The organism is Pseudomonas sp. St29, assembly GCF_001547915.1.
In the GTDB taxonomy this organism is placed as follows: Bacteria; Pseudomonadota; Gammaproteobacteria; order Pseudomonadales; family Pseudomonadaceae; genus Aquipseudomonas.
In genome coordinates this window covers 18,345-41,252 of sequence record NZ_AP014628.1, presented here as the reverse complement: position 1 = coordinate 41,252, position 22,908 = coordinate 18,345, and the positions used below count along the sequence as shown (strand labels likewise).

At 65.8% G+C, this 22,908-nt stretch carries 24 protein-coding genes; 14 read left to right on the top strand and 10 right to left on the bottom strand.

Annotation, left to right across the window (positions count from 1 at the left end; all coding sequences use genetic code 11):
• Positions 1–14 precede the first annotated feature (14 nt).
• From trpB to PST29_RS00190, 3 genes are all read left to right on the top strand, one after another.
• Entirely contained in the window at positions 15–1,235 is a 1,221-nt protein-coding gene (gene trpB, locus PST29_RS00200; RefSeq protein WP_060836845.1) for a tryptophan synthase subunit beta, read from the top strand.
• Complete coding sequence (gene trpA / locus PST29_RS00195) at positions 1,235–2,047, top strand: tryptophan synthase subunit alpha (protein ID WP_060836844.1); 813 nt, start codon at positions 1,235–1,237, stop codon at positions 2,045–2,047. Before trpB ends, trpA begins: the two co-directional genes overlap by 1 nt.
• 122 nt (positions 2,048–2,169) lie before the next feature.
• On the top strand, positions 2,170–2,625 hold the full coding sequence (locus PST29_RS00190) for an anti-virulence regulator CigR family protein (protein ID WP_060842060.1): 456 nt from the start codon (positions 2,170–2,172) through the stop codon (positions 2,623–2,625).
• A gap of 57 nt (positions 2,626–2,682) precedes the next feature.
• Here the strand turns inward: PST29_RS00190 and PST29_RS00185 are convergent, their stop codons facing one another.
• The gene (locus tag PST29_RS00185; protein ID WP_060836842.1) at positions 2,683–3,009 is read right to left on the bottom strand and encodes a DOPA 4,5-dioxygenase family protein; all 327 of its coding nucleotides are present in this window, start codon (positions 3,007–3,009) and stop codon (positions 2,683–2,685) included.
• 104 nt (positions 3,010–3,113) lie between these two features.
• Complete coding sequence (locus PST29_RS00180; protein ID WP_060836841.1) at positions 3,114–4,112, bottom strand: LysR family transcriptional regulator; 999 nt, start codon at positions 4,110–4,112, stop codon at positions 3,114–3,116.
• A 228-nt stretch (positions 4,113–4,340) separates the two neighbouring features.
• Between PST29_RS00180 and ubiA the strand changes: the two genes are divergently transcribed.
• Together ubiA and PST29_RS00170 are read left to right on the top strand one after the other, a co-directional pair.
• Positions 4,341–5,249 carry a 4-hydroxybenzoate octaprenyltransferase gene (gene ubiA / locus PST29_RS00175; protein ID WP_060842059.1) on the top strand — a complete coding sequence of 303 codons (909 nt, stop codon included), beginning with the start codon at positions 4,341–4,343 and terminating at the stop codon, positions 5,247–5,249.
• A 53-nt stretch (positions 5,250–5,302) separates the two neighbouring features.
• Positions 5,303–5,764 (top strand): DoxX family protein, encoded by a 462-nt coding sequence (locus PST29_RS00170; protein ID WP_060836839.1) that lies wholly within the window; start codon positions 5,303–5,305, stop codon positions 5,762–5,764.
• Here the strand turns inward: PST29_RS00170 and PST29_RS00165 are convergent.
• Entirely contained in the window at positions 5,730–6,680 is a 951-nt protein-coding gene (locus tag PST29_RS00165; RefSeq protein ID WP_060842058.1) for a choline sulfate utilization transcriptional regulator, read from the bottom strand. The two genes, PST29_RS00170 and PST29_RS00165, sit on opposite strands and share 35 nt — an antisense overlap.
• 114 nt (positions 6,681–6,794) lie before the next feature.
• Here PST29_RS00165 and betC point away from each other — a divergent pair, with 114 nt between their 5' ends.
• The 3 genes from betC (at position 6,795) to PST29_RS00150 (ending at position 10,919) form a co-directional block, all read left to right on the top strand.
• Positions 6,795–8,309: a choline-sulfatase gene (betC, locus tag PST29_RS00160; protein ID WP_060836837.1), complete on the top strand. Its 1,515-nt coding sequence runs from the start codon at positions 6,795–6,797 to the stop codon at positions 8,307–8,309.
• 15 nt (positions 8,310–8,324) lie between these two features.
• Positions 8,325–9,242, top strand: coding sequence for a choline ABC transporter substrate-binding protein (gene choX, locus PST29_RS00155; RefSeq protein ID WP_060842057.1), 918 nt, complete (start codon positions 8,325–8,327; stop codon positions 9,240–9,242).
• Between the two features lie 108 nt (positions 9,243–9,350).
• A complete protein-coding gene (locus PST29_RS00150; protein ID WP_060842056.1) occupies positions 9,351–10,919 on the top strand; it encodes a SulP family inorganic anion transporter in 1,569 nt (522 codons plus the stop codon).
• Between the two features lie 123 nt (positions 10,920–11,042).
• Here the strand turns inward: PST29_RS00150 and aroE are convergent, their stop codons facing one another.
• Both aroE and hemF read right to left on the bottom strand, forming a co-directional pair.
• Positions 11,043–11,864, bottom strand: coding sequence for a shikimate dehydrogenase (gene aroE / locus PST29_RS00145; RefSeq protein ID WP_060842055.1), 822 nt, complete (start codon positions 11,862–11,864; stop codon positions 11,043–11,045).
• 95 nt (positions 11,865–11,959) lie between these two features.
• The gene (hemF, locus tag PST29_RS00140; protein WP_060842054.1) at positions 11,960–12,877 is read right to left on the bottom strand and encodes an oxygen-dependent coproporphyrinogen oxidase; all 918 of its coding nucleotides are present in this window, start codon (positions 12,875–12,877) and stop codon (positions 11,960–11,962) included.
• Positions 12,878–13,044: 167 nt separating this feature from the next.
• Here hemF and PST29_RS00135 point away from each other — a divergent pair, with 167 nt between their 5' ends.
• Entirely contained in the window at positions 13,045–14,022 is a 978-nt protein-coding gene (locus PST29_RS00135) for an NADPH:quinone reductase (protein WP_060842053.1), read from the top strand.
• 67 nt (positions 14,023–14,089) lie between these two features.
• On the opposite strand, the gene PST29_RS00130 is transcribed toward PST29_RS00135, so the two are convergent.
• Together PST29_RS00130 and dprA are read right to left on the bottom strand one after the other, a co-directional pair.
• Positions 14,090–14,647, bottom strand: a complete 558-nt coding sequence (locus PST29_RS00130; RefSeq protein ID WP_060836831.1) for an L-threonylcarbamoyladenylate synthase — start codon at positions 14,645–14,647, stop codon at positions 14,090–14,092.
• 94 nt (positions 14,648–14,741) lie between these two features.
• On the bottom strand, positions 14,742–15,854 hold the full coding sequence (gene dprA / locus PST29_RS00125; protein WP_060842052.1) for a DNA-processing protein DprA: 1,113 nt from the start codon (positions 15,852–15,854) through the stop codon (positions 14,742–14,744).
• A gap of 400 nt (positions 15,855–16,254) precedes the next feature.
• On the opposite strand from dprA, the gene def reads away from it, so the two are divergent.
• The 5 genes from def to PST29_RS00100 all read left to right on the top strand — a co-directional run bounded on the left by def (position 16,255) and on the right by PST29_RS00100 (position 20,912).
• On the top strand, positions 16,255–16,761 hold the full coding sequence (def, locus tag PST29_RS00120) for a peptide deformylase (RefSeq protein WP_011058411.1): 507 nt from the start codon (positions 16,255–16,257) through the stop codon (positions 16,759–16,761).
• Positions 16,762–16,830: 69 nt separating this feature from the next.
• Positions 16,831–17,790, top strand: coding sequence for a methionyl-tRNA formyltransferase (fmt, locus tag PST29_RS00115; RefSeq protein ID WP_060836829.1), 960 nt, complete (start codon positions 16,831–16,833; stop codon positions 17,788–17,790).
• Complete coding sequence (gene rsmB / locus PST29_RS00110; protein WP_060842051.1) at positions 17,787–19,112, top strand: 16S rRNA (cytosine(967)-C(5))-methyltransferase RsmB; 1,326 nt, start codon at positions 17,787–17,789, stop codon at positions 19,110–19,112. The genes fmt and rsmB overlap by 4 nt, the downstream gene beginning before the upstream one ends.
• A 22-nt stretch (positions 19,113–19,134) precedes the next feature.
• On the top strand, positions 19,135–20,508 hold the full coding sequence (gene trkA / locus PST29_RS00105; RefSeq protein WP_060836827.1) for a Trk system potassium transporter TrkA: 1,374 nt from the start codon (positions 19,135–19,137) through the stop codon (positions 20,506–20,508).
• An 86-nt stretch (positions 20,509–20,594) separates the two neighbouring features.
• Positions 20,595–20,912 (top strand): tetratricopeptide repeat protein, encoded by a 318-nt coding sequence (locus PST29_RS00100; RefSeq protein ID WP_060842050.1) that lies wholly within the window; start codon positions 20,595–20,597, stop codon positions 20,910–20,912.
• Between the two features lie 152 nt (positions 20,913–21,064).
• Here the strand turns inward: PST29_RS00100 and PST29_RS00095 are convergent, their stop codons facing one another.
• The 3 genes from PST29_RS00095 to tag all read right to left on the bottom strand — a co-directional run bounded on the left by PST29_RS00095 (position 21,065) and on the right by tag (position 22,872).
• Entirely contained in the window at positions 21,065–21,304 is a 240-nt protein-coding gene (locus PST29_RS00095; protein ID WP_060836825.1) for a PilZ domain-containing protein, read from the bottom strand.
• 72 nt (positions 21,305–21,376) lie between these two features.
• Positions 21,377–22,264: a lysophospholipid acyltransferase gene (locus tag PST29_RS00090; RefSeq protein WP_060836824.1), complete on the bottom strand. Its 888-nt coding sequence runs from the start codon at positions 22,262–22,264 to the stop codon at positions 21,377–21,379.
• A 44-nt stretch (positions 22,265–22,308) separates the two neighbouring features.
• Positions 22,309–22,872: a DNA-3-methyladenine glycosylase I gene (gene tag / locus PST29_RS00085; RefSeq protein ID WP_060842049.1), complete on the bottom strand. Its 564-nt coding sequence runs from the start codon at positions 22,870–22,872 to the stop codon at positions 22,309–22,311.
• Positions 22,873–22,908 lie beyond the last annotated feature (36 nt).

Sequence of the window (22,908 nt, the reverse complement as noted above, 5' to 3'; positions counted from 1 at the left end):
CCGGGAGCGCTGCAATGACTCAGTCCCAATTGCGTAATGGTCCAGACGACAACGGCCTGTTCGGCGCGTTCGGCGGCCGTTACGTGGCCGAAACCCTGATGCCGCTGATCCTCGACCTGGCCCGCGAATACGAAAAGGCCAAGGAAGATCCCGAGTTCCTCAAGGAGCTGGCCTACTTCCAGCGCGACTACGTCGGCCGCCCAAGCCCGCTGTACTTCGCCGAACGCCTGACCGAACACTGCGGCGGCGCCAAGATCTACCTCAAGCGCGAAGAGCTGAACCACACCGGCGCGCACAAGATCAACAACTGCATCGGCCAGATCCTCCTGGCCCGGCGCATGGGCAAGAAACGCATCATCGCCGAGACCGGCGCCGGCATGCACGGCGTGGCCACCGCCACCGTGGCCGCGCGCTTTGGCCTGGAATGCGTGATCTACATGGGCACCACCGACATCGAGCGCCAGCAGGCCAACGTGTTCCGCATGAAGCTGCTGGGCGCCGAAGTGATCCCGGTCGTGGCCGGCACCGGCACCCTGAAAGACGCCATGAACGAAGCCCTGCGCGACTGGGTGACCAACGTCGACAGCACCTTCTACCTGATCGGCACCGTGGCCGGTCCGCACCCGTACCCGGCCATGGTCCGCGACTTCCAGGCGGTGATCGGCAAGGAAACCCGCGAACAGCTGCAAGCCCAGGAAGGCCGCCTGCCGGACAGCCTGGTGGCGTGCATCGGCGGCGGCTCCAACGCCATGGGCCTGTTCCACCCGTTCCTCGACGATAAAAGCGTGCAGATCATCGGCGTAGAAGCCGCCGGCTACGGCATCGAGACCGGCAAGCATGCCGCCAGCCTCAACGGCGGCGTACCGGGCGTGCTGCACGGCAACCGCACCTTCCTGCTGCAGGACGACGATGGCCAGATCATCGACGCCCACTCGATTTCCGCCGGCCTCGACTACCCCGGCATCGGCCCGGAACACGCCTGGTTGCACGATATCGGCCGCGTCGAATACACCTCGGTGACCGACGACGAAGCCCTGGCCGCGTTCCACCAGTGCTGCCGCCTGGAAGGCATCATCCCGGCCCTGGAAAGCGCCCACGCCCTGGCCGAAGTGTTCAAGCGCGCGCCGACCCTGCCCAAGGATCACCTGATGGTGGTCAACCTCTCGGGGCGTGGCGACAAAGACATGCAGACCGTCATGCACCACATGCAACAGTCCCAGCAGGAGAAACACTGATGAGCCGCCTGCAAACCCGCTTTGCCGAGCTGAAGCAACAGAACCGCGCGGCCCTGGTGACCTTCGTCACCGCCGGCGACCCCAATTACGACACCTCCCTGGCGATCCTCAAGGGCCTGCCCGCGGCGGGCGCCGACGTGATCGAACTGGGCATGCCCTTCACCGACCCGATGGCCGACGGCCCGGCGATCCAGCTGGCCAACATCCGCGCCCTGGGCGCCAAGCAAAACCTGGCGAAAACCCTGCAGATGGTCCGCGAGTTCCGCGCAGGCAACAGCGACACCCCGCTGGTGCTGATGGGCTACTTCAACCCGATCCACCACTACGGCGTGCCGCGCTTCATTGCCGACGCCAAGGCCGCCGGGGTCGACGGCCTGATCGTGGTGGACATGCCGCCGGAACATAACAGCGAGCTGTGCGACCCGGCCCAGGCCGCCGGCATCGACTTCATCCGCCTCACCACCCCAACCACCGACGACGCGCGCCTGCCCAAGGTCCTCGACGGCAGTTCCGGCTTTGTCTACTACGTCTCGGTGGCCGGAGTGACCGGTGCCGGCGCCGCCACCCTGGAACACGTGGAAGAAGCCGTGGCCCGCCTGCGCCGCCACACCGAGCTGCCGATCAGCATCGGTTTCGGCATCCGTACCCCGGAGCAAGCGGCCGCCATCGCCCGTCTGGCGGACGGCGTGGTGGTGGGCTCGGCGCTGATCGACCACATCGCCCATGCCGAGTCTTCCGAGCAAGCGGTGGACGGTGTCCTGAGCCTGTGCGCGGCCCTGGCCGAAGGCGTACGTAAGGCCCGGGTCAGCTGAGGGTAAAGTTCCTGATACAGAGGAATTAGCGCCTCTGGACGCACACTAAACAGACAAGACCGAGGGTTTCAGAACCGCTGTTCTGAAACCCTTTTTGTTGTTTGTGCTGCGAGGAATGCCTGATGAAAATGCCCAAACGTCTGATTGCCGGAGCCGTGGTGCTGCTGCTCGGCGCCAGCCCGTTGCTGCACGTGATGGCCGACGAACGCGGCGACCATGGCCATGGCGATGATCGTGGAGGACCACCGCCGGGCCATTGGGACAATCGAGGCAACGAACACCGCGGCCCGGACAACGACCGGCGCGGTGGCCCACCGCGGGACTTCGGCCCGGTACGCCAGACCATCCACGACAATCGCGGCTACTTCGTGCGGGGCGCCCCTCCACCTCCCGGCATCCGCCTGGTGCGCGGCCAACCCTTGCCCCGCGGTTACTACGGCGAACGCCTGGATGGGCGCGCCCTGTCACGCCTGCCGGTCTACCCGGGCTATGAATGGCGACGCATGGGCGGCGATATCTTCCTGATGGCCGTGGGCACCGGCATCGTCTACGAGATCCTCGACGGCGTGCTCTACTGATCGTTTTTCAACCAGCCGACTCCCCCGCGGGAGCCGGCTGCCCGGCCAGGCGCCCCCTCAGAACCCTGTCAGATCCAGCGGCCGCATGGCCCCCATCCAGATCGCATGATCGGTGTGATCCCGCAGATCGTCCCCGGTATCCGGGTGCAGGAACACCACCAGCCCCTGACGGTTGAGGGCCAGCCACGGCACCACCTGGGCAAACACCTCTGGCGCGAACGCCAGCTGGCAGCTCCAGTCCGGATGCGGTCCAACCGGCCGCTGGTGCACCCGGCCCATTTTCAGCTCGAACAACTGCGCCGCCTGTTCGCACAAGGCCCGGGCGCGCTCCAGGGTGCTGGCGTCAAAGTAGACATGGGCGTGATAGCCCTTGATCCGTTGCATGCAAAGCCTCGCGATAAAGACGAGCCCTCAAGGCTCGCCACAGATGCAGAACACCCGCTGTGAAGAAAACACCGGCCCCATGAAAACACCGAAAGCCGACCGGCTCAAAGCGCTTGCGCCAGCGTCGCCGCCACCTCCAGCAGTTGCTGGCGCAACCAGAGATGGGCCGGGTCGGCACTGTTGCGCCCGTGCCAGATCGCCAGCAGCGATGAGGGCTCGACCGCCAGCGGCAGCGCCCGCCGGCACAGGCCAAAACGCTGCTCGAAGGCCCGGGCCAAGGGTTCCGGCACAATCGCCACCAGGCGCGACTGCTCCAGCAACTGCGGCAGCACCAGGGCATGGGGCAGGGTGACCTTGTACTGGGGACGCCGGCCAATCGCCGCCAGTGCCTGCTCCAGGCGCTGGCGATCGAACATCTCCGACTGCCGGGCAATGCCGCGCTCGAGAATGTAGCCGTTGACCGCGCCTTCCTCCTGCCCGCCCACCGACAGCGTGATCAACGGCTGGTCCGCCAGGGCCTCAAGCGTCAGTACGGGCAGGTCGAGCAAGGGATGCTCGGGGCACATCAGCAACTCATCCTGCTGCCGCCAGAGACAGGCGCTGTGCACCCGCTGCGGCAACTCGGCAAACACCCCGACGGCCAGATCGATACGTCCGACATCGATCTGCTCGGCCAGGTCCAGGCGGGTCGCCGGACGCACCACCAGATCCACCCCCGGCGCCACCTGGGCCAGGCGCCGCAGCAAGGGCGCCAACAGCACCGAACTCAGGTAGTCGTTGGCCGCCAGGGTGAAGGTACGCGTCGCGCGGGCAGGGTCGAATGGCTCCACGCCGACCGTGTGTTGAATGGTCAGCAGCGCCTCGCGCAGCGGGCCGGCAATCGCCTCGGCCCGGGCCGACGGCTGCATGCCCTTGGCCGTGCGAATGAACAGCTCGTCCTGCAAGGACTCGCGCAGCCGGGTCAGGGCATGGCTGACCGCCGACTGGCTCAGATGCAGGCGCTTGCTGGCCAGCAGGATGCTGCGGTCCTCATAGACCGCATCGAAAACCCGCAGCAGGTTGAGGTCGATACGCGGAACGCGGGGCACTTCATCACGGAGCATATTGCAGATCCTGCAGGAGGCTATTGCGGATTGTTCCCTTGCCGCAACGGGCGGGGGCGGGCAACTTTAGCGCATCCGACCAGCAAGCAGATGGCACTGAAAATCAACCCGTGCGATCACGGCAGCGGCTTGCCCGACGTTCAGTGACCGCCACCGGCCTGCGTGTTTTTTGAACACTTGAAAGCGCTGGGTCGTGATCAACACCGTGCTCACATTCAGGGACCGAAGATGCCCGCAAGCCCCGACCTCAATGACATCCGCGCCCATGACTGGGTCGCGACCCGCCTGCCGCGATCCTGGCAGGCCTACGCCCGCCTGATGCGCCTGGACCGGCCCATCGGCACCTGGCTGACCCTGCTGCCGGCCCTGGCCGCGCTGATCCTCTGCGCCGGGCGCATTCCCCCGGTCGGCACCGCGCTGGTGTTCGCCCTCGGCGCCCTGCTGATGCGCAGTGCCGGCTGCTGCATCAACGACATCCTCGATCGCGGCTTCGACGCCCGGGTCAACCGCACCCGCCAGCGGCCCCTGGCCCAGGGTTCGCTGAGCCTCGCCCAAGCCCTGGCCTGCCTGGCCGCAACGTTGCTGCTGGCCGCCGGGTTGCTGCCGCTTCTGCAACCGGCGACGGTGCTGCTGGCCCTGTGCTGCGTGCCCCTGACCCTGGTCTATCCGCTGTTCAAGCGCTTCACCCACTGGCCCCAGGCGTTTCTCGGCGCGGTGTTCAACTGGGGCGTGCTCATGGCCAGCGTGGAAACCACCGGCAGCCTGCAACCCAGTGCGCTGGCGCTGTGGCTGGGCTGCCTGTTCTGGCAGTTGGGCTACGACACCCTCTATGCCTACAGCGACCGTGAGGACGACCTGAACATGGGCCTGCGCTCCACCGCCACGCTGTTCGCCGAACGGGGCAGGACCTGGATCGCCGGGTTCTACGCCATGACCCTGCTGTGCTGGTGCGGCGCGGGCCTGCTGGCCGGTGCCAACCCGGGCTTTTTCATCCTGCTGCTGCCAATCGCCCTGGCCCTGGCCTACCAACTCAGCCTGTTCAGCCCGGACCACCCGGAGCCCTGCAACCACCTGTTTCGCAGCAACGTCCACATCGGCGTGCTGTTACTGGTCGGCGCCTCGGTGGCCATCGTTTGACCGCCGGACACTCAGCAATCCGCAACCTTCCCAACCACACAAGGACTTGTCATATGCCTGCACTCCCAATCAGATCGCCGCTCCAGGCACCGGAACAATGGGCCGCCCTGTTCCTGCGCCTGGCCCTGGGCGCCATGTACGTCGCCCACGCCCTGTTCAAGATCCTGGTCCTGGGCTGGCCGGGCACCCTCAAGCTGTTCGGCGCCACCGGCATGCCCGAGTGGCTGACCTACCCGGCGGTGTGCGCCGAGCTGGTGGGGGGCTTGCTGCTGATCCTCGGGGTCGGCGTGCGCTGGATCGCCCTGGGGCTGATGCCGATGCTGCTGGGGGCGATCGTCTTCGTCCACGGCGCCCACGGCTGGATCTACACCAGCCCGGGGGGCGGCTGGGAATACCTGGCCTTCCTCGCGGTGGTATCGCTGGCGCTGGTGTGCCTGGGCAACGGCGCACTGTCCCTGTGGAGCCTGTTCAAGGTGCCGTCTACAGGGCAATGGACGGCAACGCCAGCCCCCTGAGGGACTGGGCACTGCCGGCCTGCTCGGCCATCAGCCAGTCGACGAAGCGCTGGATCAACGGTCCGCGACGCTTGCGCGGCGGCAGCACCACGTAATAGCCGTAGACGGACAGCGCACTCTGGGCGATCGGCCGGCACAACAGCCCCTGTGCCAGCAGATCGTCCACCAGATGACGCCAGCCGATGGCCACGCCTTGGCCGCCGATGGCCGCCTGGATCAGCAGGGTGTAATTGTCGAAACGCAATTGCCCCGGGGGCGGGGCGCCGGCCAGGCCCAGTTCGCGGAACACCCCGCTCCAGTCGAACCAGTGACTGGCGTTTTCCCCCCGCAGGTGCAGCAGCGGCATCTCCAGCAGGGCCTGGGCGGGCAGGGGCGCCAGGCGCTCCTTGAGCAGCAGCGGGCTGCACACCGGAAACACTTCCTCGCTGAACAGCCAGTGGCTTTCGCCATGCTTGAAACGTCCGTCGCCGAACAGCACGGCCACATCGATATCGCTGCGCAACATGCTGTGGCTGCGCTCGCTGGTCACCAGGCTGACGTCCACCTGGGGGTTGGCCTGATGGAAACGATGCAGGCGCGGCATCAGCCAGTAGGCGGCGAAGGCGAAATCCGTGGCCACCTGCAACACCTCATGCTGATGCTGCTGGGCCAGGGCCGTGAGGCCGGCGTCGATGCTCTGCAGGCCGGCCTGCACCTGTTCCAGCAACAGCGCGCCGGACTCGGTCAGTTCGATGCCGCGGTAGATGCGGTCGAACAGGCGCACCTGCAACTGCTCTTCCAGGCGCTTGATCTGCTGGCTGATGGCCGGCTGGGTAGTGCCCAGTTCCACCGCCGCCGCGGTGAAGCTGCGCAGACGCGCGGCCGCTTCAAACACCCGGAGCAGGTCCAGGGACAGGTCACCAAGGGCTTCATACATAAGCGGTGCTTATCCTAGTCATTGCCGCACATGGGCTTTACCGCCAAAGACATGGAATCCATGCTCGATCGCAGCACTTTCGCATAACCGTCGACTATGGAATGCCGCGAACCCATGAAGCGCAAGAACATTCTTTTCATCATGGCCGACCAGATGGCCGCGCCCTTGCTGCCGTTCTACGGTCCATCGCCGATCCAGCTGCCGCACCTCAGCCGCCTGGCCGCCCGGGGCGTGGTGTTCGACGCCGCCTACTGCAACAGCCCGCTGTGCGCGCCCTCGCGCTTCACCCTGGTCAGCGGCCAGTTGCCGAGCAAGATTGGCGCCTACGACAACGCCGCGGACTTTCCCGCCGACGTGCCCACCTATGCCCACTACCTGCGGCGCCTGGGCTATCGCACCGCGTTGTCGGGCAAGATGCACTTCTGCGGCCCGGACCAGTTGCACGGCTACGAAGAACGCCTGACCACCGACATCTACCCCGCCGACTACGGCTGGGCGGTGAACTGGGATGAGCCCCAGGTGCGCCCCAGCTGGTACCACAACATGTCCTCGGTGCTGCAGGCCGGCCCTTGCGTGCGCACCAACCAACTGGATTTCGACGAAGAGGTGGTGTTCAAGGCCCGGCAATACCTGTTCGACCACGTTCGCGCGGGCGGCGACCAGCCGTTCTGCCTCACCGTGTCCATGACCCATCCCCACGATCCCTACACCATTCCCAAGGCGTTCTGGGATCTGTACCGCGACGACGACATTCCACTGCCCCAGACCCCGCCCCAGAGCGAGCTGGACCCGCACTCCCAGCGCCTGCTCAAGGTCTACGACCTGTGGGACAAGCCGCTGCCTGTGGATAAGATCCGCGACGCGCGGCGAGCCTACTTCGGCGCCTGCAGCTACATCGACAGCAACGTCGGCAAGCTGCTGCAGACCCTGGAAGACACCGGGCTGGCGGACGACACGTTGATCGTGTTTTCCGGCGACCACGGCGACATGCTCGGCGAGCGTGGCCTCTGGTACAAAATGCACTGGTTCGAAATGGCCGCCCGGGTGCCGCTGCTGATCTGCGCGCCGGGGCAGTTCGCCGCCGGGCGGGTCGGCGCCGCGGTGTCCACCGCCGACCTGCTGCCGACCCTGGTGGAACTGGCCGGCGGCCATGTGGAGCCCAACCTGCCCCTGGACGGCCGCTCCCTGGTCCCCCATCTGCTGGGGCAGGGCGGCCACGATGAGGTGTTCGGCGAATACATGGCCGAAGGCACTATCAGCCCGCTGATGATGATTCGCCGGGGCGCCTACAAATTCATCTACAGCGAAGACGACCCGTGCCTGCTCTTCGATGTCGCCCACGACCCGCAAGAGCGTATCGACCTCAGCCAGTCGGCCGAGCATCGAGCGCTGTTCGACGCCTTCCTCGCCGAGGCCCGGGCCAAGTGGGACATCCCGACCATTCACCAACAGGTCCTGGCCAGCCAGCGCCGTCGCCGCCTGGTGGCCGACGCCCTGAACCGGGGCACGCGCAAGAGCTGGGATCACCAGCCCCTGGTCGACGCCAGTGCGCAATACATGCGCAACCACATCGACCTCGACGATCTGGAGCGCAAGGCGCGTTATCCACAACCCTGCCAACACCAATAATCCAAGGGGAAGAGCATGCAAACGTTATCCACAGCGCTGGCCGTCGGGTTCCTGGCTCTGGGCAGCGCAACCGCCTGGGCCGACTCGTGCGCAACCGTGAAGATGGCCGATCCGGGCTGGAGCGACATCGCCGCCACCAACGCCATCGCCAGCTTTCTGCTGGAGGGCATGGGCTACAAGGCCAAGATCGACACCCTGGCAGTGCCCATCACCTACGGCGGCCTCAAGGACGGCCAGGTGGATGTGTTCCTGGGCAACTGGATGCCGGCGCAGCAGGGCTTCTACGACAAGTTCGTGGCCAATGGCGAGGTGATCCAGCTGGCGAAGAATCTGGAAGGCACCGAGTTCACCCTGGCGGTTCCGGACTACGTGTGGGACGCCGGGGTGCATGATTTCGCCGACCTGAACACATTCGCCGACAAGTTCGACAGGAAGATCTACGGCATCGGCTCCGGTGCTCCAGCCAACCTGTCGCTGCAGGCGATGATCAAGAACAACGAGTTCAATCTAGGCCAGTGGAAGCTGATCGAGTCCAGCGAGCAGGCGATGCTCGCCGAGGTGTCCCGGGCCACGAAAAAACAGCGCTTCGTGACCTTCCTCGGCTGGACCCCGCACCCGATGAACGTGCAGCTCAACATGCGTTACCTGACCGGGGGCGAGCAGTACTTCGGCGCCAGCGGCAGCGTCTACACCCTGACGCGCAAAGGTTATGCACAGGCCTGCCCGAACGTCGGCAAGCTCCTGAGCAACCTGCGGTTCACCCAGGACATGGAGAACGCCATCATGGCCGAGGTGGTGAACAACAAGCTCAGCAACGCCGATGCCGCCAAGGCCTGGATCAAGGCCAACCCGGCGGTGCTGGAGCAGTGGCTGCAAGGGGTCCGGACCATCGATGACAAAGAGGCCCTGGCGGCGGTGAAGGCCAAGTTGTAGCCCAAGGTGCGCCGGCTCCTGCGGGATCAGGGGCCAGCCTCGCCACATGCCCGAAGCCTGACAATGCATTACCCTGGCCCCCTCGAATTCCCCCATCCGTGAGCAACCATGGCCTGGCCCAACCGCCATTCACTTCTGCCTTTTCTCGGCTGGCTGCCCCAGCAGACCCGCGCCAGCGTCGGTCGTGATCTGCTGGTGGGGCTCAGTGGCGCGATCCTCGCCCTGCCGCAATCGATCGCCTATGCGCTGATTGCCGGCCTGCCGCCGGAGTACGGGCTGTACGCGGCCATAGTCCCGGTGCTGGTGGCCTGCCTCTGGGGCTCGTCCTGGCACCTGATCTGCGGGCCCACGGCAGCGATTTCCATCGTGCTGTATGCCAGCGTCAGCCCCCTGGCGGTGCCGGCGTCCGAGGACTACATCACCCTGATCCTGCTGCTGACCCTGCTGGCGGGGATCTTCCAGTGGCTGCTGGGGCTGCTGCGTTTCGGCGCCCTGGTGAACTTCGTCTCGCATTCGGTGGTGCTGGGCTTCACCCTCGGTGCCGCGGTGGTGATTGCCCTGGGGCAATTGCCCAACCTCCTGGGCCTGGAGCTGCCGAACCAGGCCACCGCCCTCAATAGCCTGAGCTTGCTGCTGGAACACCTGGACGCTGTGGACAAGCCTTCGCTGTTGCTGGGGCTGGGCAGCCTGATCGTCGGCCTCGGCCTGAAGCTACTGGCGCCACGCTGGCCCAGCCTGTTGCTCAGCCTGGTGCTCAGTGCGCTGGTGGTCTGGTTGCTGCCGGGGGTGTTCGGCCACGTCAAATTGGTCAGCGCCTTCGTGGGCCGGCTACCGCCCTTGAGCCCGTTGCCACTGGACCTGGATCTGGTCCTGCGGCTGCTGCCCAGTGCCGTGGCGGTGGGGATGCTGGGGCTGGTCACCAGCCTGTCGATTGCCCGCTCACTGTCGGCACGTTCGGAACAACTGCTCGACGCCAACCAGGAAGTCCGCGCCCAGGGCCTGTCGAACATGGTCGGGGCGTTTTTCTCCGGCTACCTGTCCTCCGGCTCTTTCACCCGCTCGGGCTTGAGTTATGAAGCCGGTGCCCGCTCGCCCCTGGCCGGGGTGTTCTCGGCGCTGTGGGTGGCGCTGTTCGCGGTGGCCGGCGCCGGGCTGATCGCCCACATCCCGATTCCGGCCATGGCCGGCAGCATCCTGCTGATCTGCTGGGGGCTGGTGGACCATCGGGGCATCCGTGACCTGTTCCGGGTAAGCCGCGCCGAATTTGTGGTGATGAGCCTGACCTGCATCGCCACCTTGCTCCTGGAGTTGCAGACGGCGATCTATGCCGGGGTCCTGGCGTCGCTGTTCTTCTACCTCAAGCGCACGTCGCAACCACGGGTGCAGCAGTCCAGCGAGGGCGATGCCGACGTCCTGCGGGTCGGCGGCTCGATCTTCTTTGGCGCCAGTCATTACCTGCAAGTGCGCATGCAACGCTGCCACGCACCGAAACTGGTGATCGACGCCCGGCAGATCAACTTCATCGACTATTCAGGGGTGGCGATGCTGCATCAGGAGGCGCGCCGACTGAAACGCCAGGACCGCAGCCTGACCCTGCGCCGAGCCCGGCAGGCGGTGAAAGAGGAATTGATCAAGCTCGAAGGACCGGAGCACTGCCCGATCCACTTCGAAGACTGAACCCGCAGGCGTCTTGCCCACACTCGACGTAGGAGCCGGCTTGCCGGCGAAGAGGCCCTTGGACCTGGCGCCGGTCTTGAGGCCGCCTTCGCTGGCAAGCCAGCTCCTACGAGGGGAGAGGGGTTACTGCGCCAACTGGCGGCGCAGTTCGGCCAGCACCGGGGCGCTGTCCGGGCGCACACCACGCCACAGGTAGAAGGCTTCCGCCGCCTGTTCGGCCAGCATGCCCAGGCCATCGAGCACCAACGCCGCGCCATGTTCACTGGCCCAACGGCAGAACGGCGTCGGCTCCTTGGCGTACATCATGTCGTAGCACACCGTCTGGCCCGGTTCGATCAGGCTGCTGGCAATCGGCGGCAAGTCCCCAGACAGGCTGGCGGAAGTGGCATTGATGATCAGGTCCACCGACTCCTCCAGCCAGTCGAAGCCGCTGGCCGACACCGGCCCCAAATCGGCGAACAGCTCGGCCAGCAACTCGGCTTTTTCCACGGTGCGATTGGCAATCACCACCGACGCCGGCTGTTGCGCCAGCAAAGGCTCCAGGGCCCCGCGCACGGCGCCCCCGGCTCCCAGGAGGAGGATGCGCTTGCCCTTGAGGCTGACCCCGGCGTTCACCGTCAAGTCGCGCACCAGTCCGGCGCCGTCGGTGTTGTCCCCCAACAGGCGGCCGTCGGCCTGCTTGCTCAGGGTGTTCACCGCACCGGCACGTTGCGCGCGCTCGGTCAGGCTGTCGCACAGGCGATAGGCGTCTTCCTTGAACGGCACGGTGACGTTGGCACCACGGCCCTGGGCGAAGAAATCGCGGGCAGCGCCGGCGAAGTCGTCCAGGGGCGCCAGCAGGGTGTTGTATTCCAGTTGCTGGCCGGTCTGCTGGGCGAACAGCCGGTGGATCAAGGGTGATTTGCTGTGGCCGATCGGATTACCAAAGACAACGTACTGGTCCATTTCTCATCCCATTTGCTCAACACACACGGGTAGGAGCCGCGTCCGCCTTGAAGGCCTCTTCGCCGGCAAGCCGGCTCCTACACGGTGGGTGCGGGTTAGTGGCTGGCCGCCAGCCAGTCGCGGTCCTGCAGGAAGTATTCGGTCAGGCGCGCCTCTTCGGTGCCCGGCTCGGCCTTCCAGTCGTAGCCCCAGCGCACTTGCGGCGGCAGCGACATGAGGATCGATTCGGTACGCCCGCCCGATTGCAGGCCGAACAGGGTGCCACGGTCGTAGACCAGGTTGAACTCCACGTAGCGGCCACGGCGGAATTCCTGGAACTCGCGCTGCTGCTCGGTGTAGGCCGCGGTCTTGCGGCGCTGGACGATGGGCAGGTAAGCCTCGATATAGGCATCGCCGATGGCGCGCATGAAAGCGAAGCAGGTGTCGAAGTCCCACTCGTTCAAGTCGTCGAAGAACAGGCCGCCGATGCCCCGGGGCTCGTTGCGGTGCTTGATGTGGAAGTAGCTGTCGCACCAGGCCTTGTAGCGCGGGTAGACGTCCGGGCCAAAAGGCGCGCAGGCGCGTTCGGCGACCTGGTGCCAGTGCACGCAGTCTTCTTCATTGCCGTAGTAGGGGGTCAGGTCAAAACCGCCGCCGAACCACCAGACCGGTTCTTCACCTTCCTTCTCGGCAATGAAGAAACGCACGTTGGCGTGGGAGGTCGGCACATGGGGGTTGTGCGGGTGGATCACCAGGGACACGCCCAGGGCCTCGAAACCCCGACCGGCCAGTTCCGGACGATGGGCGCTGGCCGAAGGCGGCAGGCCGCTGCCGAACACGTGGGAGAAGTTGACCCCGCCCTTTTCGATCACTGCACCGCCACCGATCACCCGGGTGCGTCCGCCACCGCCGGCAGGCCGGGTCCAGGCATCCTCGATGAAGCGCGCGCCGCCGTCTTCGTTTTCCAGGGCAGTGCAAATACGGTCTTGCAGGTCGAGCAGGTAGGCTTTTACGGCCTCGGTGCGGGTAGTCATGGCATCACCTTGAATCGGGCAAAGCTAGGCGGCGCCAGGGATGAAACCGGGGCCGGCGCAAATGGGCGCGTAGCATAACACCGCACTGTGTCCACTCGCAGTTGACGAAGGTCAAGCAGAGGAGTCCGATAGAACCCTTTCACGCGACGACCAAGGAGTGAGTACAGATGGCCAAACGTATCCAGTTCCGCGCCCATGGCGGCCCCGAAGTACTCGAGTGTGTGGATTACCAGCCCGCCGAACCGGGCCCGCAGCAGGTTCGCGTCAGCAACCAGGCCATCGGCCTGAACTTCATCGATACCTATTTCCGCAGCGGCCTGTACGCACCGCCGGCGCTTCCGTCGGGCCTGGGCGCCGAAGGGGCCGGGGTCGTGGAAGCCGTGGGCAGCGCGGTGACCCGCTTCAAGGTCGGCGATCGGGTGGCCTATGGCAGCGGCCCGCTGGGTGCCTACAGCGATGTGCACGTGCTGCCCGAAGCCAACCTGGTGCACCTGCCGGACACCATCAGCTTCGAACAGGCCGCCGGGGTGATGCTCAAGGGCCTGACCGTGCAGTACCTGCTGCGCCAGACCTATGAACTCAAGGGCGGCGAGACCGTGCTGTTTCACGCGGCCGCCGGCGGCGTCGGTTCCCTGGCCTGCCAGTGGGCCAAGGCCCTGGGGGTAAAACTGATCGGCACCGTCAGCTCACCGGAAAAAGCTGCCATCGCCAAGGCCCTGGGTGCCTGGGAAACCATCGATTACAGCCATGAAGACGTGGCCCAGCGAGTGCTGGAACTGACCGACGGCAAGAAGTGCCCGGTGGTCTACGACGGTGTGGGCAAGGACACCTGGCTGACTTCCCTGGATTGCCTGGCACCCCGCGGGCTGATGGTCAGCTTCGGCAACGCCTCGGGCGCGGTGGAAGGGGTGAACCTGGGGATTCTCTCGGCCAAGGGCTCGCTGTATGTCACCCGGCCGACCCTGGCCAGCTACGCCAACAACGCCGAGAACCTGCAACGCATGGCCGACGATCTGTTCGCCATGATCGCCAGCGGCCAGTTGAAGATCGAGATTGGCCAGCGCTTCGCCCTGGCGGATGCCGCCAAGGCCCATGTCGAGCTGTCGGCGCGGCGCACCACCGGTTCGACGGTGCTCTTGCCCTAAGCGCCTTCGCCGGCCAGCCGGCTCCTGCAACACGCGTCGCGATGACCCGTGGGAGCCGGCGCAGCAATCAGGAAGGCCGCACCACCCTGCCGGTGGCCAGATCGCGGATCAGGCTCGGGTTCTTGCGCCCGCCCAGGCTGCCGGTGAGCACCAGGTCCAGTTGCCCACGGAAGTACTGCTCGACGCGCAGCCGCGTGCGCGCCGCCGGCCGCCCCTGGGGATTGGCCGAGGTGGAAATCAGCGGTCCCACCAGCGCGCACAGTTCACGCACCAGCGGATGGTCGCTGACCCGCAACGCCACCGTGTCATGCACCCCGGTGACCCACTCCGGCAGCAGGTTCTGATGGGGCACCAGCCAGGTGTTGGGACCCGGCCAGGTGCTGGACATGCGCTCGATCCAGGTGTCGGGGAAGTCCTCGAAGAGAAAGTCGAACTGATGGATGTTGTCGGCGATCAGAATCAGGCCCTTGTCCACCGAGCGTGACTTGATCGCCAGCAGGCGATCCACCGCCTCTTCGTTCCACGGATCGCACCCCAGGCCCCAGACCGCTTCGGTTGGGTAGGCAATCACCGCCCCTGCGCGAATCTCTCGTGCGGCTTGTTGCACACGCCAACTGCTGACCATTGCCGAATCTCCAGATAAAAGCTGTGCGCAGTTTACCGATCCTGCCTATAAAACCTAGGGCCTGTTGCGGTTTGGCGACAGCGCGCAACCGCCCTCAACTCGACCCCAGGCGTGCCAGCCAGCGGCCGTTTTCATTGACCGCAAGGCCGTCGATCTCCAACTCGCTCAAGGCCGCCAGCACCCGCGGTAGGGGCCAGCCGCTGGCCCGCGCCAGGGCCTCGCTGCTGTGGGGCGCGGCCAGGAGCAGGGCCAGCAGCGGATGCCTGGCGGTTTCGGCCGGCACGGCGGCCGGCGGTGCCACGTGTTGCCAGCCCCTGAGGGTTTCGAGAATGTCCTGCACGCTTTCCACCAATACCGCGCCATCACGGATCAGCTGGTGACAGCCCCGCGCACCGGGGTGATGGATGGAACCGGGAATCGCGTACACCTCGCGGCCCTGTTCCGCCGCCAGGCGGGCGGTGATCAGGGAACCGCTGGCCACGCTGGCTTCCACCACCAGCACGCCGAGGGACAGGCCGCTGATGATCCGATTGCGCCGGGGGAAGTGCTCCGCCCGCGGACCGGTGTCCAGCGCGAACTCGGAAACCACCGCGCTGCCCTGGTCGATCATCGCCTGGGCCAAGGCTCGGTGGCGCTGTGGATAAAAATTTTCCAGGCCGGTGCCCAGCACCCCCACCGTGTGCCCGCCAACGGCCAGTGCCGCCTGATGGGCTGCGCCATCGATGCCCAGGGCCAGACCACTGGTGATCACGAATCCGGCTCCGGCCAGGCTCCTGGCGAACGCCGCCGCGGTGTCCAGTCCCGGGGGCGAAGCGCGGCGGCTGCCCACCATCGCCAGCTGCGGCCGTTCCAGAGTCGAAGGGTCGCCGGCCACGAACAACAGCGGCGGCGCATCCTCCAACTGGGCCAGCAAGGCCGGGTAGCCGGGCTGGTCCCACATCAGTAAATGCTGGGCCTGGTTGTCTATCCAGGCCAAGGCACGCCGAGCGCCCTCGCGCACTTCGGCGCTGCGCCGGGCATCGCTGCAGGCGGCCGGCAGGCCCAGGGCATGCCAGGCACCGGCCGGTGCACTGAGGGCTTTGGCGGCTGAACCGAAGGCCTGGAGCAGGCGCTGAAAGCGCCTGGGTCCCAGACCGGGCAGGCCATGCAAACGTAAACGGGCTTCCAGTTCCGCGGGGGAAATGGCGGCACTAATCGAGTGCGACATGGATCATCCTTGATCGTCATAGGTCCGGTCAGCGCCGGAACAAGCTGTGGATAAGTCTGTTGGTAACTTGTTGAGGACAAGTTTCCCGACGCCCTCGGGAAACGGTCCGCCAACTTCGCCGACGCTGCGCCCAAACGCTGGTCGCGCTCGCTGAGCAGACCTCGGTCACGCCCCCAGGAGCAGGCCTGCAGCGGCGACCGATGGCGGTCCAGCCCAACGGCGGCAAGGCGAACAGTCATTTCCTCGGGGGCTGAATCCCTTTATTATGTGCGCTCGCGTAAAACGCCAGAGCCTGCGCGGCTCGCTCCTTTGCAGAGCACGTTTTGCATCGGCGGCCCAGGTCCAGGACCTGTCAGGGCGCCGACTCCGCCCTTACTTCACACGTGTAGCAATTACGCTTATGGCCATTTTAAACATCCTCGAATTCCCTGATCCGCGCCTGCGCACTATCGCCAAACCCGTGGCCGTAGTGGACGACGAAGTGCGTCAGTTGGTCGACGACATGTTTGAAACAATGTATGAGGCCCCAGGCATCGGTCTGGCGGCGACCCAGGTCAACGTGCACAAACGCGTCGTGGTCATGGACCTGTCCGAAGATCGCAGCGAGCCCCGGGTGTTCATCAACCCCGAATTCGAAGCCCTGACCGACGAGATGGACCAGTACCAGGAAGGCTGCCTGTCGGTGCCGGGTTTCTATGAAAACGTCGACCGCCCGCAACGGGTCAAGATCAAGGCCCTGGACCGCGACGGCCAGCCCTATGAACTGATCGCCGAAGGACTACTGGCGGTGTGCATCCAGCACGAATGCGACCACCTCAACGGCAAGCTGTTCGTCGATTACCTGTCCACGCTCAAGCGTGACCGGATCAAGAAGAAGCTGGAAAAGCAGCATCGCCAGCAGGCTTGATGACCGTCTTGCAAAGGCTTGCCACGGCAAGCCTTTTTCTTTTCCGCATGTTTAACATCGAGAATTCTCATGACTGAGCCACTGCGCATCGTCTTTGCCGGCACCCCCGAATTCGCCGCCGAACACCTCAAGGCCCTGCTCGACAGCCCTCACCAGATTGTCGCGGTCTACACCCAGCCGGACCGTCCGGCGGGGCGCGGGCAGAAGCTGATGCCCAGCCCGGTCAAGCAACTGGCCCTGGAGCACCAGATCCCGGTGCTGCAACCACCCACCCTGCGCAATGCCGAGGCCCAGGCCGAACTGGCGGCGCTCAAGCCGGACCTGATGGTGGTGGTGGCCTACGGCCTGATCCTGCCTCAGGTGGTACTGGATATTCCGCGCCTGGGCTGCATCAACAGCCACGCCTCGCTGCTGCCGCGCTGGCGCGGTGCCGCGCCGATCCAGCGCGCCGTAGAAGCCGGTGATGCAACCAGTGGCGTGACCGTGATGCGCATGGAAGCCGGCCTGGACACCGGGCCGATGCTGCTCAAGGTCAGCACCCCGATCAGTGCCCAAGACACCGGTGGCAGCCTGCACGACCGCCTGGCCGAGCTGGGCCCGCCGGCCGTGCTGCAAGCCATCGAAGGCCTGGCCGCCGGCACCCTGCAAGGCGAAGTCCAGGACGACAGCCTGGCCACCTACGCCCACAAGCTGAACAAGGACGAGGCGCGCATCGACTGGAGCCGCCCGGCCGTGGAGCTTGAACGCCTGATCCGGGCCTTCAACCCCTGGCCGATCTGCCACAGCACCTTGAACGGCGAAGCCCTGAAAGTCCTGGCCGCCACCCTGGCCACAGGCCGGGGCACCCCGGGCGAGATCCTCGGCGCCAGCAAGGACGGCCTGCTGGTCGCCTGCGGTGAGCAGGCGCTGTGCCTGACCCGCCTGCAACTGCCCGGCGGCAAGGCGCTGAACTTCAGCGACCTGTTCAACAGCCGCCGCGAGAAGTTCGCCCTCGGCACCGTCCTCGGCCAAGCGGCGGACGCCCAATGAACCCGCGCCTGGCCGCCGCCAAGGCCCTGACCGCGGTACTCAACGGCAAGGCCTCGCTCAACAGCTCGCTGCCGATCCAGCTGGACAAGGTCGAAGCCCGGGATCGCGGCTTCACCCAGGACCTGGCCTTCGGCACCGCGCGCTGGCAGCCACGGCTGTCGGCGCTGGCGGCCAAACTGCTGCAGAAGCCATTCAAGGCCGCCGACGCCGATGTCGAGGCGCTGCTGCTGGTGGGCCTCTATCAACTGCTCTACACCCGGGTGCCGGCCCACGCCGCCATCGGCGAAACCGTGGGTTGCGCCGACAAGCTGAAAAAGCCCTGGGCCAAGGCCCTGCTCAACGCCGTGCTGCGCCGCGCCCAGCGTGAAAGCGAGGCGCTGCTGGCCGAGCTGGAACACGACCCGGTGGTGCGCACCGCGCACCCGCGCTGGCTGCAAAAGTCCCTCAAGGCCTTCTGGCCCGAGCACTGGGAAGCCATCTGCGCCGCCAACAACGCCCACCCGCCGATGATCCTGCGGGTCAATCGCCGGCATCATTCGCGGGACGCCTACCTGCAGCTGCTGAGCGAAGCGGGTGTGGCGGCCAGGGCCTGCGTCTACAGCCAGGACGGTATCGTCCTCGACGAAGCCGGCGATGTTCGCGGCCTGCCGGGCTTTGCCGAAGGCTGGATCAGCGTCCAGGACGAAGCCGCGCAACTGGCCGCCGAGCTGCTGGAGCTGGCGCCGGGGCAGCGGGTGCTGGACGCCTGCTGCGCGCCGGGGGGTAAGACCTGCCATATCCTCGAAGTGCAACCGGCCCTGGCCGGCGTGGTGGCGGTGGACCTGGAGGCCAAGCGCCTGGTGCGAGTGCGGGAAAACCTCGACCGCCTGAAGCTCGATGCCCATCTGATCGCCGCCGACGGCCGCGACACCCAGGCCTGGTGGGACGGCCAGCCGTTCCAGCGCATCCTGCTGGACGCGCCGTGCTCGGCCACCGGGGTGATCCGTCGCCACCCGGACATCAAGCTGACCCGCCAGCCGGAAGACATCGCCGCCCTGGCGCAGCTGCAAGGCGAACTGCTGGACGCCCTGTGGCAGACCCTGGAAGTGGGCGGCATCCTGCTCTACGCCACCTGCTCGACCCTGCCCACCGAGAACACCGAAGTCATCGAGGCTTTCCTCGGGCGCACCCCGGGCGCCCGTGAATTGGACATCGGCGGCCAACTGGGGCAGCCTGCGGCCGGCCTCAAGCAGCCCCACGGGCGCCAGTTGCTGGCGCAAGAGGGCGGCCATGACGGTTTCTACTACGCCAAGCTGATCAAGATCGCCGCCGCACGCGGCTAAACGGTTTTAAGGGAGTGACTGGATGAAAATCATCATCCTCGGCGCCGGGCAAGTGGGCGGCACACTGGCGGAGCACCTGGCCAGCGAAGCCAACGACATCACCGTGGTGGACACCGACGGCGAACGCCTGCGCGGCCTCGGCGATCGCCTGGATATCCGCACCGTGCAAGGCCGCGGCTCCTTTCCCACGGTGCTGCGCCAGGCCGGAGCCGACGACGCCGACATGCTGGTGGCGGTGACCAACAGCGACGAAACCAACATGATCGCCTGCCAGGTCGCCCACACCCTGTTCAACACGCCGACCAAGATCGCCCGGGTGCGCGAATCCGCCTACCTGACCCGCGCCGGGCTGTTCGACAACGACGCGATCCCGGTCGACGTGCTGATCAGCCCCGAGCAGGTGGTAACCCTCTACATCAAGCGCCTGATCGAACACCCCGGCGCCCTGCAAGTGATCGACTTCGCCGAAGGCAAGGCGCAACTGGTGGCGGTCAAGGCCTACTACGGCGGCCCGCTGGTGGGCCAGCAACTGCGTCAGCTGCGCGAGCACATGCCCAACGTCGACACCCGGGTGGCGGCGATCTTCCGGCGCGACCGGCCGATCATGCCCAAGGGCGATACGGTGATCGAGGCCGACGACGAGGTGTTCTTCATCGCCGCCAAGGCCCACATCCGCGCGGTGATGAGCGAAATGCGCCGCCTGGAGGAATCCTACAAGCGCATCGTCATCGCCGGTGGCGGGCAGATCGGCGAGCGCCTGGCCGAGGCCATCGAAAGCCGCTACCAGGTGAAGATCATCGAGATGAACCCGGCCCGCTGCCGCTACCTGTCCGACACCCTGGACAGCACCGTGGTGCTGCAGGGCAGCGCCTCGGACCGCGACCTGCTGCTGGAAGAGAACATCGCCGACGCCGACATTTTCCTGGCCCTGACCAACGACGACGAGGCCAACATCATGTCCTCGCTGCTGGCCAAGCGCCTGGGGGCGAAGAAGGTCATGACCATCATCAACAACCCGGCCTATGTCGACCTGATCCAGGGCGGCGACATCGACATCGCCATCAGCCCGCAGCTGGCCACCATCGGCACCCTGCTGGCCCACGTGCGCCGCGGCGACATCGTCAGCGTGCACTCCCTGCGCCGCGGCGCGGCGGAAGCCATCGAGGCCATCGCCCACGGCGACGCCAAGTCGAGCAAGGTGATAGGTCGCGCCATCGAGAACATCGGCCTGCCGCCGGGCACCACCATCGGCGCCATCATTCGTGACGAAGAAGTGCTGATCGCTCACGACGATACGGTGATCGAAGCCGGCGACCACGTGATCCTGTTCCTTGTGGATAAAAAGCACATTCGCGACGTGGAGAAGCTGTTCCACGTGGGCCTGAGCTTTTTCTGATCAACCACTGTGTAGCCGCTGCCGCAGGCTGCGATCGACTGCGCAGCCTGCGGCAGCGGCTACATGAGCCCACAGGAGTGACAACGATGCTTGAATCGCTGGAAAAAATGCTCGCCAAGGGTGTGGATAACGCTCTGCTGCGCTTCGGCCTGGGCAAGGGTTACCTGGATCAGGGTGAATTCGCCCGGGCCGCCGAGCACCTGCAACGCTGCGTGAGTTTCGATCCCAAGTATTCAGCGGCCTGGAAGCTGCTGGGCAAGGCCTGTCAGGGGCAGGGCGATCTTCAAGGGGCACGCCAGGCCTGGGAACAGGGCCTGGAAGCGGCCCGGGGGCATGGCGACAAACAGGCAGAAAAGGAAATGACCGTGTTCCTGAAAAAACTCGACCGCCAGTCTCAAGGCTGACCTCTATCCCCTGTAGCCGCTGCCGAAGGCTGCGAACGGCCCGCAGGGACGCAAAGATCTTGAGACGACACAGGTTCGGCTGGAGATCGCCAAACAAGGCCCTTCGGTCCTTTTCCCAGCCTCGCGGGCTCGGCAGCGGCTACAGGACGATTTCACAGGTAGCGCAGGGCGATCCCTTCCGCGTCCGCCTGGACCACTTCCATGCGCACCCTGGGCGCCGCCGCCGGCAGGCCCTGCACCTGGCCATAGACCACCGCGCCCTTGGGCAATTGCGCCAGGGCCGGGTTTTGCACATAGACGCCACTGGCAGACAGGTTGCGGGTCTGCCCCAGGCATTCGCCAATGCTCTCGTGGGAAATCTTGATGCGAAACGATTTGCGGTGCTCGGACATCTTCTGCGCCCTTGTTCTGTGTGCTGTGGATAACGCCTGCGCGAAGGTTATCCACAGATCGTGCCAGCGCTGTCAGTACCAGCGCGCCTCGCCCGGAGGGCGCTTCTTGAAGCGTTTCATGCTCCACATGTACTGGCTCGGATACGCCCCGACATAGCGCTCGACCACCTTGCTCATGGCCGCACAGGAGGTTTCGGTATCGGTGCTGTACATCTCTTGCGGCGCCGCTTCGAGGATCACCTTGTAGCCCGAGCCATCGGGCAGGCGCAGGGCATGGAGGAACACGCCCACTGCCTTGCCGCCAGCCAGCATGTTCGGCACGAACTTGCTGGTCAGGGCCTGGGTGGCGAAGAAGGGCACGAAGATCCCGGCGGATTCGGCCGGTTCCGGGTCGGCGGGAATGCCCACGGCACCGCCTTTGCGCACTTCCTTGATGACGCTGAGGATGCCTTCCTTGGTGGAGGCCGCCACGCGGTTGCCCAGTTGCACCCGCTGCTTGCGCAGCAGTTCGTCCACCGCCTTGAGCTTGGGCGGACGGTAGAAAATGATCGGTTTGCACTGGCTGCAGTAGAAGTGGTTGAGCACTTCCCAGTTGCCCAGGTGACTGGTGATGCCGACCACGCCCTTGCCCGAGGCCAGGGCGTCCTTGAGTACGTCCAGGCCCTCGACTTCGCGCACCAGGGCGAGGGAACGCTCCGCCGGCCAGATCCAGGCGCAGGCGCTTTCGGTCAGGGACTTGCCGATGTCTTTCAGGCTCTGGCCTACCAGGCGCTCGCGCTCGGCGGGGTCCATCTGTGGAAAACATTTGGCCAGGTTGATGCGCACCACGTCGCGGGAACGATTGGGGGTCTTCCACATGATCCAGCCGATGGCCGCGCCGACCGCCTGCACCGCGCGCCAGGGCAGCAGGGCAAACAACCGCAGAGCGCCCACCAGCAGGGCGCCTTTGAACTTATCCACAAATGACTCCTGATCTGTCGGTCATGAAGCGTGTCGCGAGCCGGCTATTCTAACCGCGCGTGGGCCAGGATGGCGTAGCGATCACAGTCGCGGGTGTGATCCATGACCATGCCCGACGCCTGCATCAGCGCGTAACAGATGGTCGGTCCGACGAAGGTGAAGCCGGCTTTCTGCAGGCCGCGGCTCATGGCTTCGGCCTCCGGGGTCACCGCCGGCACTTCGCTGCGGTCGTTGAAATGATTGATCTTCGGCTCGCCGCCGACGAAGGACCAGAGAAAGGCCACCGGGTCTTCCAGCTCCAGCCAGGCCTGGGCGTTGCGCCGGGCGGCATTGAGCTTGAGGCGGTTGCGGATGATGCCGGGATCTTGCATCAGGTCTTCGATCTCGGCGTCGCTCATCTGCGCCACGCGCTGCACATCGAAGCCGAACAGCACCTGGCGATAGCGCTCGCGCTTCTTCAGCACGGTGATCCAGGACAGCCCGGCCTGGAACCCTTCGAGCAATAACAACTCGAACAGACGCTGCCCATCCCGCAGCGGCACGCCCCACTCCTGATCGTGATAAGCCATGTACAGCGGATCGTCGGAACACCAAAAGCAGCGTGGCATAAGGCTCCAGGGGGCGTGCGCAGGACTGAATCGGGT

Excerpts from the sequence above, each read along its gene's own strand:
- trpB (WP_060836845.1), top strand. The coding sequence starts at position 15 with ATGACTCAGTCCCAATTGCGTAATGGTCCAGACGACAACGGCCTGTTC.
- trpA (WP_060836844.1), top strand. The coding sequence starts at position 1,235 with ATGAGCCGCCTGCAAACCCGCTTTGCCGAGCTGAAGCAACAGAACCGC.
- PST29_RS00190 (WP_060842060.1), top strand. The coding sequence starts at position 2,170 with ATGAAAATGCCCAAACGTCTGATTGCCGGAGCCGTGGTGCTGCTGCTC.
- PST29_RS00185 (WP_060836842.1), bottom strand. The coding sequence starts at position 3,009 with ATGCAACGGATCAAGGGCTATCACGCCCATGTCTACTTTGACGCCAGC.
- PST29_RS00180 (WP_060836841.1), bottom strand. The coding sequence starts at position 4,112 with ATGCTCCGTGATGAAGTGCCCCGCGTTCCGCGTATCGACCTCAACCTG.
- ubiA (WP_060842059.1), top strand. The coding sequence starts at position 4,341 with ATGCCCGCAAGCCCCGACCTCAATGACATCCGCGCCCATGACTGGGTC.
- PST29_RS00170 (WP_060836839.1), top strand. The coding sequence starts at position 5,303 with ATGCCTGCACTCCCAATCAGATCGCCGCTCCAGGCACCGGAACAATGG.
- PST29_RS00165 (WP_060842058.1), bottom strand. The coding sequence starts at position 6,680 with ATGTATGAAGCCCTTGGTGACCTGTCCCTGGACCTGCTCCGGGTGTTT.
- betC (WP_060836837.1), top strand. The coding sequence starts at position 6,795 with ATGAAGCGCAAGAACATTCTTTTCATCATGGCCGACCAGATGGCCGCG.
- choX (WP_060842057.1), top strand. The coding sequence starts at position 8,325 with ATGCAAACGTTATCCACAGCGCTGGCCGTCGGGTTCCTGGCTCTGGGC.
- PST29_RS00150 (WP_060842056.1), top strand. The coding sequence starts at position 9,351 with ATGGCCTGGCCCAACCGCCATTCACTTCTGCCTTTTCTCGGCTGGCTG.
- aroE (WP_060842055.1), bottom strand. The coding sequence starts at position 11,864 with ATGGACCAGTACGTTGTCTTTGGTAATCCGATCGGCCACAGCAAATCA.
- hemF (WP_060842054.1), bottom strand. The coding sequence starts at position 12,877 with ATGACTACCCGCACCGAGGCCGTAAAAGCCTACCTGCTCGACCTGCAA.
- PST29_RS00135 (WP_060842053.1), top strand. The coding sequence starts at position 13,045 with ATGGCCAAACGTATCCAGTTCCGCGCCCATGGCGGCCCCGAAGTACTC.
- PST29_RS00130 (WP_060836831.1), bottom strand. The coding sequence starts at position 14,647 with ATGGTCAGCAGTTGGCGTGTGCAACAAGCCGCACGAGAGATTCGCGCA.
- dprA (WP_060842052.1), bottom strand. The coding sequence starts at position 15,854 with ATGTCGCACTCGATTAGTGCCGCCATTTCCCCCGCGGAACTGGAAGCC.
- def (WP_011058411.1), top strand. The coding sequence starts at position 16,255 with ATGGCCATTTTAAACATCCTCGAATTCCCTGATCCGCGCCTGCGCACT.
- fmt (WP_060836829.1), top strand. The coding sequence starts at position 16,831 with ATGACTGAGCCACTGCGCATCGTCTTTGCCGGCACCCCCGAATTCGCC.
- rsmB (WP_060842051.1), top strand. The coding sequence starts at position 17,787 with ATGAACCCGCGCCTGGCCGCCGCCAAGGCCCTGACCGCGGTACTCAAC.
- trkA (WP_060836827.1), top strand. The coding sequence starts at position 19,135 with ATGAAAATCATCATCCTCGGCGCCGGGCAAGTGGGCGGCACACTGGCG.
- PST29_RS00100 (WP_060842050.1), top strand. The coding sequence starts at position 20,595 with ATGCTTGAATCGCTGGAAAAAATGCTCGCCAAGGGTGTGGATAACGCT.
- PST29_RS00095 (WP_060836825.1), bottom strand. The coding sequence starts at position 21,304 with ATGTCCGAGCACCGCAAATCGTTTCGCATCAAGATTTCCCACGAGAGC.
- tag (WP_060842049.1), bottom strand. The coding sequence starts at position 22,872 with ATGCCACGCTGCTTTTGGTGTTCCGACGATCCGCTGTACATGGCTTAT.